At 73.5% G+C, this 13,245-nt stretch carries 7 protein-coding genes; 5 read left to right on the top strand and 2 right to left on the bottom strand.

Translation table 11 applies throughout. The features are described 5' to 3' along the window. Window positions 1-236: 236 nt before the first annotated feature. From ACZ6CL_RS03630 to ACZ6CL_RS03620, 3 genes are all read left to right on the top strand, one after another. On the top strand, window positions 237-1,751 hold the full coding sequence (locus tag ACZ6CL_RS03630; protein ID WP_468930648.1) for a maltokinase N-terminal cap-like domain-containing protein: 1,515 nt from the start codon (window positions 237-239) through the stop codon (window positions 1,749-1,751). Between the two features lie 524 nt (window positions 1,752-2,275). Continuing rightward, window positions 2,276-4,471: a 1,4-alpha-glucan branching enzyme gene (gene glgB / locus ACZ6CL_RS03625; RefSeq protein WP_468931264.1), complete on the top strand. Its 2,196-nt coding sequence runs from the start codon at window positions 2,276-2,278 to the stop codon at window positions 4,469-4,471. 98 nt (window positions 4,472-4,569) lie between these two features. After that, a complete protein-coding gene (locus ACZ6CL_RS03620; RefSeq protein ID WP_468930646.1) occupies window positions 4,570-6,003 on the top strand; it encodes a glycoside hydrolase family 16 protein in 1,434 nt (477 codons plus the stop codon). Here the strand turns inward: ACZ6CL_RS03620 and ACZ6CL_RS03615 are convergent. Next, window positions 5,996-9,427 (bottom strand): AfsR/SARP family transcriptional regulator, encoded by a 3,432-nt coding sequence (locus ACZ6CL_RS03615; protein ID WP_468930643.1) that lies wholly within the window; start codon window positions 9,425-9,427, stop codon window positions 5,996-5,998. The genes ACZ6CL_RS03620 and ACZ6CL_RS03615 overlap by 8 nt on opposite strands. A gap of 146 nt (window positions 9,428-9,573) precedes the next feature. On the opposite strand from ACZ6CL_RS03615, the gene ACZ6CL_RS03610 reads away from it, so the two are divergent. After that, complete coding sequence (locus tag ACZ6CL_RS03610) at window positions 9,574-9,768, top strand: hypothetical protein (RefSeq protein WP_468930642.1); 195 nt, start codon at window positions 9,574-9,576, stop codon at window positions 9,766-9,768. A gap of 135 nt (window positions 9,769-9,903) precedes the next feature. Here ACZ6CL_RS03610 and ACZ6CL_RS03605 read toward each other — a convergent pair whose 3' ends face one another. Then, the gene (locus ACZ6CL_RS03605) at window positions 9,904-11,349 is read right to left on the bottom strand and encodes a cation:dicarboxylate symporter family transporter (protein ID WP_468930639.1); all 1,446 of its coding nucleotides are present in this window, start codon (window positions 11,347-11,349) and stop codon (window positions 9,904-9,906) included. 164 nt (window positions 11,350-11,513) lie between these two features. On the opposite strand from ACZ6CL_RS03605, the gene ACZ6CL_RS03600 reads away from it, so the two are divergent. Next, a complete protein-coding gene (locus ACZ6CL_RS03600) occupies window positions 11,514-13,142 on the top strand; it encodes a sensor histidine kinase (RefSeq protein ID WP_468930637.1) in 1,629 nt (542 codons plus the stop codon). Window positions 13,143-13,245: the final 103 nt, after the last annotated feature.

The following is a 13,245-nucleotide window of genomic DNA, read 5'->3' as shown; positions in this document are numbered from 1 at the left end:
GAGGGCGGGGCGGGGCAGGGTGGGGGAAACAGGCCCTTTGGGCGAAGGCGGCGTTTTCGTCATGGGTTCATGGGCACTCTGACTACGTACCGCCACCGGCGGAGCCGATCGCGTACTCCGTACTCGCCGTACGGACGATCCTCGCCCGACACGTCCCGCACCGTCGCACAGTCAATGCCGCAATCCGGGACACTTTGCCCTGATCTGTCGTGTGCCCGGGGAAAGGACGCGACGCCATGCCGGAAGCTTCATTCTCCCGGGGGGCACACCACCCGCCGACCGCTGTACCGCCAGCCGACCCCCCTTCATCCGCCACGACGGCAAGCCCGAACGCCGGTCCGACCGGGCTGCTCGGGTCGCTCGCGCCACTGCTCGCCGAGTGGCTCCCCCGGCAGCGCTGGTTCGCGGGCAAGGGCCGCCCCGTCACCGGCTTCGCCCTCGTCTCCGCGACCGAGATACTGCCCTGCCCACCCGACGGCGCGTCCCCCGGGCTGCTCCATCTGCTCGTCCGCGCCCAGCAGCCGGAACCGCCCGGCCACCGCCACGGCTTCGGCTGCGGCCACCGCCGTGGCGCGGCCGCCAGCGACTGCTACCAGATCCTGCTCGGCGTCCGCTCCACCCTGCCGCCCTCCCTCGCCCCCGCCCTCGTCGGCCACCCCAGCGGCGGACCGCTGGACGGCCGCACCGTGTACGAGGCGCTGGCCGACCCCCGCCTCGCCTCGCTCCTCCTGGAGCGGCTGCGCGTCCCCGGCCGCCTGGGCCCGCTGCGCTTCGTCCGCGAACCCTCCAGCGCCATCCCGTCCATCCTGCCGCCCCGCCTGGTCACCGCCGAGCAGTCCAACTCCTCCGTGGTGTACGGCGATACGTTCATCCTCAAGTTCTTCCGGCGGGTCAGCCCCGGCACCAACCCCGACCTCGAACTCCCCCTCGCCCTCGCCCGCACCGCCTGCACCCGGGTGCCCGCCCCGGCCGCCTGGTTCGAGGCCGCCCCGCCGCCGGAGGGGCCCGGCCCGCGCCCGGAGCCGTTCACCCTCGGTGTCCTCCAGCCCTACCTCGCCGGGTCCACCGACGGCTGGCAGCTCGCCCTCGACGCCCTCGCCGTACGCGCCGACTTCACCGACGCCGCCCGTGCCCTCGGCCAGGCCACCGCCGAGGTGCACCTCGCGATGGCCGACGCGCTCCCCGTCTCCGTACTGCGCCGCCCACAGATCGAACACCTCGCGGCCGCCATGAGCGAACGCCTCGACTCGACCGCCGCCGCGGTGCCCGTGCTCCAGCCGTACCGGGCCGCGCTGCACGCCGCGTACGAGGACGTCGCCGCCCTCGGCCGCGCCGGGCGCACCTGGGCGGCCCAGCGCATCCACGGCGATCTGCACCTGGGACAAGCCCTGCTGACGGCGGAACGGCAGTGGTCGCTGATCGACTTCGAGGGCGAGCCGTCCCGTCCGCTCGCCGAACGCCGCCGCCCGCAGCCGCCGGTCCGCGACCTCGCCGGAATGCTCCGTTCCTTCGACTACGCGGCGGCCGTGGGCGGCCAGGACACCGCGCAGGACTGGGCGGAGCGCACGCGTGACGCGTACTGCGCGGGGTACGCGGAGGCCTCCGGCGCGGACCCGCGCGACGAGCCGGAGCTGCTGCGTGCCCATGAGACCGACAAGGCGGTGTACGAGGTCCTCTACGAGGCCCGCCACCGCCCCGACTGGCTGCCGGTCCCGATGACCGCGATCCGCCGACTGGCCGCCGTCCGCTGATCCCCTCCGACACACCCGCCTCCGACGCCCCCTCCAACACCCTCCGACACCCCCGGGAGGACCACCCCGTGACCGCACGACCGCCGTCCGGCCAGCACCCGTCCGACGAGGGCCCGGGCCCCGACCCGGCCACCACCGGCCCCAGGACGGGCCCGGCGGTCCCACCCACGTTCCTCCCGGCCCGATCGGCCAGGGGCCCGGCGCGCAGGGCCGAGGCCCGGCCGGAACGCCCGGACGCGGCCCCGGCCGACGCCCCGGACGTCGAAGCGGGGCTCCGGGCACCCGGGTCCCCCGGCGAAGACCCCGCCTCACCGCAATCCGCGGGCATCAAGCCCAGCCCGCGGCCGTCGTACGGGTCGGCGCCCGAGCCTCGGGCGCCGCGGGCGTGCGGCGCCGGGGGCACCGGAGAGGCGGGGCCCGGTGGGGGCGGAGCGGGAGCGGCCGAGGGGCGGGGGCCCGGCGGGGCGGGCGGCGTCCGCACCGCGCCCGGGAGCGGTCCCGTGCCCGGGCCGGGCGATGAGCACATGGTCCGGGCCGCGGAGCCGCTCGGGGCGGAGGAGCGGGGGCGGCTGATCGGTGGGGAGCATCACGATCCGCATGCTCTCCTCGGCGCGCACCCCGACCCCGGCGGCGTCCGGTTCCGGGTGCTGCGGCCGTACGCGCGGGCCGTCACCATCGTCGCCGACGGGCTGCGGGCGCGGCTCCGGGGCGAGGGGGACGGGGTGTTCTCGGGGGTGGTGCCGCTGGCGGACGTCCCCGACTACCAGCTGCTCGTGGCGTACGACGACGCCGAGGTGCGGGTCCACGACCCGTACCGGTTCCTGCCCGCCCTCGGCGAACTCGATCTGCACCTCATCGGCGAGGGCCGCCACGAGGAGTTGTGGCGGGCGCTCGGCGCGCGGCCGATGACGCACCACGGGGTGGCCGGGACGCGGTTCACCGTCTGGGCGCCGAACGCGCGCGGGGTCCGGGTCACCGGGGACTTCTGCCACTGGGACGGCACCGGCTTCCCGATGCGCTCGCTCGGCTCCAGCGGCGTATGGGAGCTGTTCGTGCCGGGCGTCGGCGAGGGCGCGCTGTACAAGTTCGAGATCACCCGGCCCGACGGCAGCCGCACGCTGCGCGCGGACCCGATGGCACGGCGTACCGAGTGCCCGCCCGCGACCGCCTCCGTCGTGCACGCCTCGCACCACCACTGGCGCGACGAGGACTGGATGGCGCGGCGGGACGGCGGGCGCGTGCACGAGCTGCCGTTCTCGGTGTACGAGGTGCACCTGCCGTCGTGGCGGCCCGGGCTGACCTACCGGCAGCTGGCCGAGCAGCTTCCCGCGTACGTCAAGGACCTCGGCTTCACCCACGTCGAGCTGATGCCGGTGGCCGAGCATCCATTCGGCGGCTCCTGGGGCTACCAGGTGACCGGGTTCTACGCGCCCACGGCCCGCCTCGGCACGCCGGACGACTTCAAGCACCTGGTCGACGCGCTGCACCGGGCGGGCATCGGCGTGCTGGTGGACTGGGTGCCCGCGCACTTCCCCCGGGACGCGTGGGCGCTCGCGGAGTTCGACGGCAGGCCGCTGTACGAACCCGCCGACCCGCAGCGGGCCGCACACCCCGACTGGGGGACGCTCGAATTCGACTACGGCCGCACGGAGGTGCGGAACTTCCTGGTCGCGAACGCGGTCTACTGGTGCGAGGAGTTCCACATCGACGGTCTGCGGGTGGACGCCGTGGCGTCCATGCTCTACCTCGACTACTCCCGCGAGCCCGGCCAGTGGACGCCCAACGCGCACGGCGGCCGCGAGAACCTGGACGCGGTGGCGTTCCTCCAGGAGATGAACGCGACGGTCTACCGCCGCTGCCCCGGCGTCGTGACCGTCGCCGAGGAGTCCACGGCCTGGGACGGCGTCACCCGGTCCACCCACCACGTGGGTCCGAGCGGCTTCGGCGGGCTCGGCTTCGGGCTGAAGTGGAACATGGGGTGGATGCACGATTCGCTCGGCTACCTGGCACACGAGCCGGTGCACCGGAAGTACCACCACCACGAGATGACGTTCTCGATGGTGTACGCGTACAGCGAGAACTACGTCCTCCCCATCTCGCACGACGAGGTGGTGCACGGCAAGCGCGCGCTGGTGAGCAAGATGCCGGGCGACTGGTGGCAGCAGCGCGCCGACCACCGGGCGTACCTCGGCTTCATGTGGGCACATCCGGGCAAGCAACTGCTCTTCATGGGGCAGGAGTTCGCGCAAGGGGCGGAGTGGTCGGAGCGCCACGGTCCCGACTGGTGGCTGCTGGACCCCTCGTACTCCGCCGAACCCGACCACCGGGGCGTGCGCGACCTGGTCCGCGACCTCAACCGGGCCTACGCGGCGACACCGGCACTGTGGCAGCGGGACACGGAGCCGGAGGGGTTCGCGTGGGTGGAGGGGGATGGCCACGAGGACAACGTCTTCGCCTTCCTCCGCTTCGACGCGGAGGGCTCCCCGCTGCTGGCGGTCAGCAACTTCTCGCCGGTGGTGCGGCACGCGTACCGGGTGGGCGTACCGGACACGGTCCCGCTGTGGCGGGAAGTGCTGAACACGGACGACGAGCGGTACGGCGGCAGCGGCGTCCGCAATCCGGAACCCCTGAAGGCCGAGCCGACGGCCGCCCACGGCCGCCCGGCCAGCCTCCTGCCGGTACTGCCGCCGCTGGCCACGATCTGGCTGCGTCCGGCCTGAGCGCAGGTTCCAAGGTTGGCGTCAAAGGTTGACGAGTGACGTGGACACGCCTAAAGAGGGGGTGAGAGCGCTCTCACCCCCCTTCAGGAGGTACGTCCATGCGCCCCCGCAGACACAGATCCGCCCTGAGAACCTGCTTAGCAGCACTCGCGGCCACCGCCGTCGCCCTCCTCGGCGCCACGTCCTCACGGGCCGACGTGCCGCCCACGCCCACCGGCTGGACCCTCCAGTGGAGCGATGACTTCACCGGGTCGGCGGGCACCCTCCCCTCCGCCGCCAACTGGCAGATCGACACCGGCCACAGCTACCCCGGCGGCCCCGGCAACTGGGGCACCGGCGAGATCCAGAACTACACCAACTCCACCAGCAACCTCAGCCTCGACGGCACCGGCAACCTCCGCATCACCCCGCTCCGCGACGGCGCGGGCAACTGGACGTCGGCCCGCATCGAGACCAAGCGCGCCGACTTCAAGGCCCCGGCGGGCGGTGTGCTGCGCATGGAGGGCCGGATTCAGATGCCGAACGTCACCGGCACCGCCGCCCTCGGCTACTGGCCCGCCTTCTGGGCGCTCGGCAGCCCGTACCGGGGCAACTACCAGAACTGGCCCGGCATCGGCGAGTTCGACATCATGGAGAACGTCAACGGGATCAACTCCGTCTGGGGCGTGCTGCACTGCGGCGTGAACCCGGGCGGCGCCTGCAACGAGAGCACCGGACTCGGCGCCAGCCGCGCCTGCCCCGGATCGAGCTGCCAGTCCGCCTTCCACACCTACCGCTTCGAATGGGACCGCTCGGCCACCCCGAACCAGCTGCGCTGGTACGTGGACGGCCAGCAGTTCCACAGCATCAGCCAGAGCCAGGTCGACGCCACCACCTGGTCGAACATGACGGACCACGCGGGCTACTTCATGCTGCTCAACGTGGCGATGGGCGGCGCCTTCCCGAACGGTGTCCACGGCTCGGCCACGCCCACCGCGGCCACCGTCCCCGGCCACCCCATGCTCGTCGACTACGTCGGGGTCTGGACCCGGGGCGGCGGCGGCACCGACCCCGGCACCGGCTCCGCCACCCTCTACCCGGGCTCGGGCGGCGCGCTCGGCGCGGCCTCCTCGTCCGCGAGCGCCACGACCCTGGCCTCGGCGGGCGGCGCCAACCACGACGGGACGCCGTACCAGCCGCAGACGTTCACCTCGTCCGGCATCACCCGCACGTACAACGGCGGCTCGAGCGCCTTCGACCTGTTCGTGGACGCGGGCACGACGGTCGCCAACGGGCAGCAGGTACGGATCTCCTACGACCTCACCGGCGACGGCAGCTGGGACCGCACCGAGACCTACCAGTACTTCGCCACCGATCCGACCCCGGGCTACGAGCACTACACCCAGGCCAGGGGCCTCAAGTCCACGACCGGCTCGGCGCTGGGCAATCTCAGCAACGGCAAGGTCCGCGTCGAGGTGTGGAACGCCATCGGCAACGGCGCCAGCACCCTCGGCACCGGCAACCAGTCCACCGTCCGCATCCCCTTCAGCTAGCGCTATCGGGCTCGGGCTCGGGCTCTGACCCGGACCCGGGCTCGGGCTCGGGCTCGGGCTCGGGCTCGTCCAGCCGGGCGAGCCCGTCCCGGACCCGGTCCGCGTCCGGGTGGCCGAGGGCGTCGAAACGGCTCAGCGCCGCGCGCCAGCTCATCCGCGCCCCGGCCACGTCCCCGGCGGTCCGCTGGGCGTCGCCCAGCCGGTACAGCGACTCGGCCTCCCGCACCCGCTCGTCCAGACCGCGCCGCAGCTCGACCGCGCGCCGGTAGCAGGCGATGGCCTGCTGGTGGTCGCCGAGGTGGTGGTGGGCGTACCCGAGGCTGTCCCAGGCGGCCGACTCGCCGCGCCCGTCGCCCGCCTCCCGCAGCAGGGCGAGCGCCTTGGCGCAGTGCACCAGGGTCTGGCGGCAGTCGCCGAGCATGGCGTACGCCCAGCCCATGTTGTTGAGGGCGTACGCCTCGCCCCTGCGGTGACCGGCCACCTGGTACAGCTCCATCGAGCGCCGGGCGTGGTACAGCAGCTCCTCGTCGCGGCCCTGGCGCTCGGCCGTCATGTTGAGCGCGACGTGGATACGGGCCTGGCCGATGTGGTTGGCGGTCTCGCCGTGCAGGTCGAGCGAGCGCAGCAGATGACCGCGGGCCCGGTCGTACCGGCCCATCCGCAGATCGGCGAGGCCCAGCCCGTGGCGGGCGTGGGCCTGCCCGGCCGGATCGGCGATGCGGTGGGCGGCGCCCAGGGCGATGCGGTGAATGGCACGCTGGTCGTGCCAGTGGCCGAGCTGGTCCAGAAACTCCGCCAGCGTCCAGGACAGTTGCCACGCGTGGGTCTCGAACCCGGCGTCGGCGGCCCGCTGGAGGGCCGCGATCAGCACCGGGTGTTCCAGGGTGAACCAGGCGAGCGCCTGGGCGTGTTCGCCGAACGTCTCGACGGCGACACCGGGCCGCGCCGGGCCGATCGCGATCGGCTCCCGGTACGGGGTGAAGGCGCGCCCGGCGGCGAAGGCGGAGTGCAGATAGTGGTCCAGCACCCGGTGCAGCGCGGACCGGCGCTCGTCCGCCGAGTCCTGCTCCTGAGCCAGCTCCGTGGCGTACGCGCGCAGCAGATCGTGGAAGGCGTACCGGCCCGGGCTGCGCTCGGCGAGCAGATGGGCCCGGGTGAGCCTGCTCAGCAGCCTGCGCGCCTGCGCCACGTCCACCCCGGCGAGGGAGGCCGCGGCGGGGGCCGCGATGTACGGGCCGGGGTGGACGCCGAGCAGCCGGAACAGCCGGGCGGCGTCGGCGCCGAGGGAGTGGTACGACCACGAGAACACGGCCCGGACGTCGGTGGTGGCGTCCCCGCCCTCGAACGCGTCGAGGCTGCCGCGGGCGTCGTGCAGCTCACCGGCGAGCGCCGCGATGCTGAAGCGGGGGTGGGTGGCGGCGCGGGCGGCCACGATGGCGAGCGCGAGGGGCAGCCCCGCGCACACCGTGACCACGTCCTCCACGGCCTGCGGCTCGGCGGCGGCGCGCTCGGCGCCGATCCGGCCGATGAGCAGATCGCGCGCCTCGGCGCGGCCGAGCAGGTCCAGCGGCAGCGGCCGGGCCTGTTCCGCGACGACCAGCCCGGTGAGTTCGTTACGGCTGGTCAGCACGACGAGACAGCCGGGCGCCCCGGGCAGCAGCGGGCGTACCTGCTCGGCGTCGCGCGCGTTGTCGAGCAGGACCAGCACCCGGCGGTCGGCCAGCAGACTGCGGTAGAGGGCGGTCTGCGCCTCCACGGTGGCGGGGATGCGGTGCGCGGGCACCTGGAACGCGTCGAGGAACCCGCGGACCGCCTCGGCGACGGTCATCGCCGAGCCGGTGGGGCCGAAGCCGCGCAGGTTGACGTACAGCTGCCCATCGGGGAACCGGTCCCGCACCCGGTGCGCCCAGTGCACCGCGAGGGTGGTCTTGCCGAGCCCGCCACTCCCCGCGATCACCCCGATCACGGCGGCGGTGGCAGTGGCCCGCAGCAGCGAGTCCAACCCGCCGAGTTCGCGCTCACGGCCGCTGAAGTGGGCTACGTCGGGCGGCAGTTGCTGCGGGATGGCGCCCGGGTCGGCGACCACGCCGCCCGCCCCGGCGGCCTCCGCCGCGGTACGGCGCTCGGCCGCGCGCCCGGCCGCGGGGGCGGTACGGGCTCCAGGCACCTGCCCGGCCCCGAACCCTGCGCCGTCCCCGGGCGCGTGCCCGGCCCGATCCCCGGGCGCGTACCCGGCCCCGGACTCGGTACGGCCCCCGGGCGCGTACCCGGCCGCGCCCTCCCCGGGCGCAGGCCCAGACCCGGTACCGGGGCGGGCTCCGACGCCGTCCCCAGACGCATGCCCGGCCCCGGTTGTGTACCCGGGCCCAGACCCATCGCGATCCCCGGGTGCGTACCCGGCCCCGGGACCGGGCCGGGCACCGGCAACGCCCCCCGCGCCGTCCCCGGCCTGGGACCCGGCCTCGCGCCCGGCTCCGGCAGCGCGCCCGGCACCATCCCCAGGCACATGCCCGGCCCCGGGACCAGGATGAACCCCGGGGTCGTACCCGGTTCCGGACTCCGTGCGGGCTCCGGCGGCACCCCCGCCGCCAGACTCCGGCCAGGACCCGCGCGCGTATCCGGCCTCGGACGCCGCGCCGTCCCCGGGCGCGTACCCGGGGCCGGGGCCGGGCCCAGACCCGGCGCGTCCCCCGGGACCGGGGCGGGGTACGAGCCCGAAGCCGCTGCGCGCGTCGAGCGCCTGGCGGTGGAGGCGTTGCAGCTCCTCGCCCGGTTCTATGCCCAGCTCCTCGGCGTACCGCTGCCGGGTCGCGCGGAACAGCGCCAGGGCGTCGGCCCGCCGTCCCGACCGGCGCAGCGCCTCCATCAGCAGGGCCACCGAGCCCTCGCGCAGCGGGTGTTCGGCGACCAGCGCGGACAGTTGCGCGACGGCCTCGTGGTGGCGCCCGGCGCGTACGTCGAGCGCGGCGCACTCCTCCACCGCGACCCGCCGCTCCTCCTCCAGCCCGGCTCCGACGGTGTCGGACAGCCAGCCGCCCGCCACGTCGGCGAGCGCGGGGCCGCGCCACAACTGCAGGGCGGCGCGCAGCAGTTCGGCGGCCCGGTCGTCGTTGACGGTGCGGGCCTCGCGCACCAGGTCACGGAAGCGGTGCAGGTCGACGCCGTTGCGCGGGGTGGTGAGGCAGTAGCCCTTGGCGGAGGTGGTCAGTTCGGTGTCGGGCAGTGCGGCCAGGATGCGGCGCAGCTTGGAGATCTGGACCTGTACGGCGTTCCGCGCCGAACCCGGCGGGTCCTCGCCCCAGACGGCCATCACCAGCCGGTCGACGGAGACCACCCGGCCCGGTTCCATCACCAGCATCGCCAGAACGGAACGCTGCTGCGCGGCGGTCGGGCCCAGCAGCTGGTCGTCCCGCCAAATCCCCACGGGCCCCAAGAGGCGTAAGCCGGTCCCGTCCACGCGCTGCCCCCGTCGGTACCAGAGAATCAGTGTGCCCATCCGGCAGCCTACCCACCGGGCCAGGTCAGCGAGGCATCAGCCGCACATCAGCGGCTTCCAGGACGCTGGGCTTCATGACCACGGCCGGACGCACCCGCCGCAGACCCCGGATAGGGGATCTCGTCTACGACATCGAGCGCGAGGCCATCGGCCGCGTCGCCTACATCGACGCCGGTGGCAACATCGCGTGGGTCGAGCCGCGCGGCGGCGGGCCCGAATGGACCGCCCTGCCCGAACAGCTGCGCCCGGTGGCGGACGGAGAGGGCTGACCCGCCCCCGGTACGGGTGTCTCGTGTCTTGCCACGGGGGGAGGACGCGGGGCACCACTGCTCAACGCCCCAGGCGGAAACACGACTGCGGCCCTGCCCCGATTCAGGAGGGCAGGGCCGCAGGGGCGTGGGGCGTCAGGCGGGCACGTGCTCCTTGGCCGTGTCACCGTCACGCTGCTCGGGGAGCGCCTTGGTGTCGGCGCCCTCGGAGTCCTCGGCGGCCGGGCCGTGGCCGCCACCGTTCGCCGCGAAGGCCGCGGTGTCGAACGGGAGCCGTCCGGAGAGGACCTCGTTCATCCGGTCCTTGTCGATCTCCTTGGTCCAGGTGCCGACCAGGACGGTGGCGACCGCGTTGCCCGCGAAGTTGGTGAGGGCGCGGGCCTCGCTCATGAAGCGGTCGACGCCGACGACCAGGCCGACACCGCCGACCAGGTCGGGCCGGTGCGACTGGAGACCGCCCGCGAGGGTCGCCATACCGGCGCCGGTGACACCGGCCGCGCCCTTGGAGGCGACGATCATGAACAGCAGCAGGGATATCTGCTCGCCGATCGCGAGCGGCTTGCCCATGGCGTCGGCGATGAACAGCGACGTCATGGTCAGGTAGATCGCGGTGCCGTCCAGGTTGAAGGAGTAGCCGGTCGGCACGGTGATGCCGACGACCGGGCGGCTGACGCCCGCGTGCTCCATCTTGGCGATCAGCAGCGGCAGCGCCGACTCCGAGGAGGACGTCGACAGGATCAGCAGGAACTCCCGCGCCAGGTACTTCAGCAGCAGGAAGAGGTTCACACCGGCGACCAGGCGCAGGATCGTGCCGAGCACGACGAACACGAAGAGGACGCAGGTGGTGTAGAAGCCGATCATGATGACGGCGAGCGCCTTGAGCGCGTCCAGACCCGTCTCGCCGACCACCGCGGCGATCGCGCCGAAGGCACCCACCGGGGCCAGCCACATGACCATCGACAGCAGCTTGAAGACGAGCTGCTGTATGTGGCCTATGCCGCGCAGCACCGGCTCACCGGACTTGCCCATGGCCTGGAGGCCGAAGCCCACGAGGAGGGCGACGAACAGGGTCTGGAGCACCTGCTCCGAGGTGAACGCGGAGACCAGCGTGGTGGGGATGATGCCCAGCAGGAACTCGGACAGGCCCTCGCTCGCGCCGCTGTCTACCTGGCCCTGGCCTTCCTTCGCCACTTCCTGGGTGAAGTGCAGCCCGCTGCCGGGGTCCAGGATGTTGCCGACGATCAGGCCGATGCCCAGCGCGACGGTCGACATCACCATGAAGTAGCCGAGGGCGAGCCCTCCGACCTTGCCGACCTTGGCGGCCTTCCGTACCGACCCGACGCCGAGCACGATCGTGCAGAAGATGATCGGCGAGATCAGCATCTTGATCAGGTTCACGAACCCGTCGCCGATGGGCTTCAGCTCGACCGCCGTGTCGGGGGCGACGAAGCCCACGAGGATCCCCAGCGCCACCGCGCCGATCACGGCGAGGTAGAGGTAGTGGATCTTTTCCTTCTTCTTCGCCTTCGGCCGCTCCGGCTCTGTACGTCCCGATGCGGGCGGCGTGATCTCCGCAGCCACGGTGCTGCCTCCTTCTCTTCGGCCGTCCAACTGTCCCGGCGCTGTACCGTGTGCGGCTCGCACACCGCCTTGAACGGTTCCGGCGACTATGCCCCACGCCTGTGACGGGGGTCACCCTTCCGTTCATTTCGTTCACACAAAGATTCGTGTGCAGACTGATGGACATGCGCATCCCCCACCCGCGGAGCCTGGCCGGCCAGCTCTTCGCGATGCAGGTCGTGCTGGTCGCAGCCCTCGTGGCCGGATGCGCCGTCTTCGCGTACATCACCGACCGCAACCAGGCCACGGCCGCCGCGCGCAGTCAGGCCACGGCCGCGGCCGCTGCCGTCGCCGACTCCCCTTCGGTGGCCGACGCCGTACGGTCGAAGGACCCCAGCCCCCGGCTCCAGCCGTATGCGGAGAAGGTGCGCCGGGACACCGGCGTCACCTTCGTGACCATCATGAACCCGCGCGGTATCCGTTGGACACACCCCGATCCGGACAGGATCGGAGAGACCTACCTCGGCCACATCGAGCCCGCGCTGAAGGGCCGGATCTTCCCCGAGACGTACACCGGCACCCTTGGCCCGTCGGTGCGGGTGGTCGCCCCGGTGCGCGACGTGCGGGCCGGGGGCCGGATCACCGCGCTGGTCAGCGCCGGGATCACGGTCGAGACCATCAGCGCCCAGGTGCGGCGCCAGCTCCTCGCGCTGCTCGGCGTCGCGGCCGGGGCGCTCGCGGTCGGGGGCCTGTGCGCGTACGTCATCAACGCCCGGCTGCGCCGCCACACCCACGGCATGAACGCCGCCGAGCTGAGCCGGATGCACGACTACCACGAGGCGGCGCTGCACGCGGTGCGCGAGGGGCTGCTGATGCTGGACGGGCAGCGGCGGATCGCGCTCATCAACGACGGCGGCCGGGAGCTGCTCGGGCTGCCCGACGACGCGGTCGGCCGCTACATCTCCGAGCTGGGCCTGCCCAGCCCCCTCACCGGCGCCCTGCTGGCCGCCGAGCCGCGCGTGGACGAACTGCATCTGACCGCGGAGCGGGTCGTCGTCGTCAACACCTCCCCGGTGAGCAGCGGCGAACAGCGCGGCACGGTCGTCACGCTGCGCGACCATACGGAACTGCAGGCGCTGTCCGGCGAGCTGGACTCCGTACGCGGCTTCGCCGAGGCGCTGCGCTCCCAGGCCCACGAGGCCGCCAACCGGCTGCACGCCGTCGTCTCGCTGATCGAGCTGGGCCGGGAGGACGAGGCGGTCGAGTTCGCGACGGCCGAGCTGGAGCTGGCCCAGGCACTCACCGACCAGGTCGTGGCGGCCGTCGCCGAACCCGTGCTGGCCGCGCTGCTGCTGGGCAAGGCGGCCCAGGCCAGCGAGCGCGGCGTCGAACTCGTCCTCACCCCCGAGAGCCGCATCGACGACGGTCTGCTGCCGCCCGGTCTTGCCGCCCGCGACCTGGTGACCATCGTCGGCAACCTCATCGACAACGCGATCGACGCCGCCACCGACGGCGTCGGCAGCGGCGCCGCCCGCAGCGCCCGGGTCACGGTCACCGTCCACGCGGAGGACAGCGAGCTGACCCTGTGCGTCGCGGACACCGGCGCCGGGCTCGACCCGGCGGCGACCGAGGACGCGTTCCGGCGCGGCTGGTCGACCAAGTCGGCGGGGCGCGGTCTCGGGCTGGCCCTGGTCCAGCAGGCCGTACGCCGCAACGCGGGCAGCGTGGACGTGGCCGGGGCGCCCGGCTCCGGCGCCGAATTCACCGTACGGCTGCCGCTGGCTGACCAGCGGCGGGCGGCCGCCACGTCGTGAGCGGCGGTCGGGCGGTGCTCGCGATGCGTGCGTCCGGCGGATTCACAGGCCCGTAACCCTGGCCACTCTTCATTACGCTCCGTAAATTGGGGCCCCGAGCTTT

This window comes from Streptomyces sp. NPDC041200, assembly GCF_055591805.1.
Note: the sequence above shows the minus strand (reverse complement) of the source record. Positions and strands in the feature narration are given on the sequence as shown.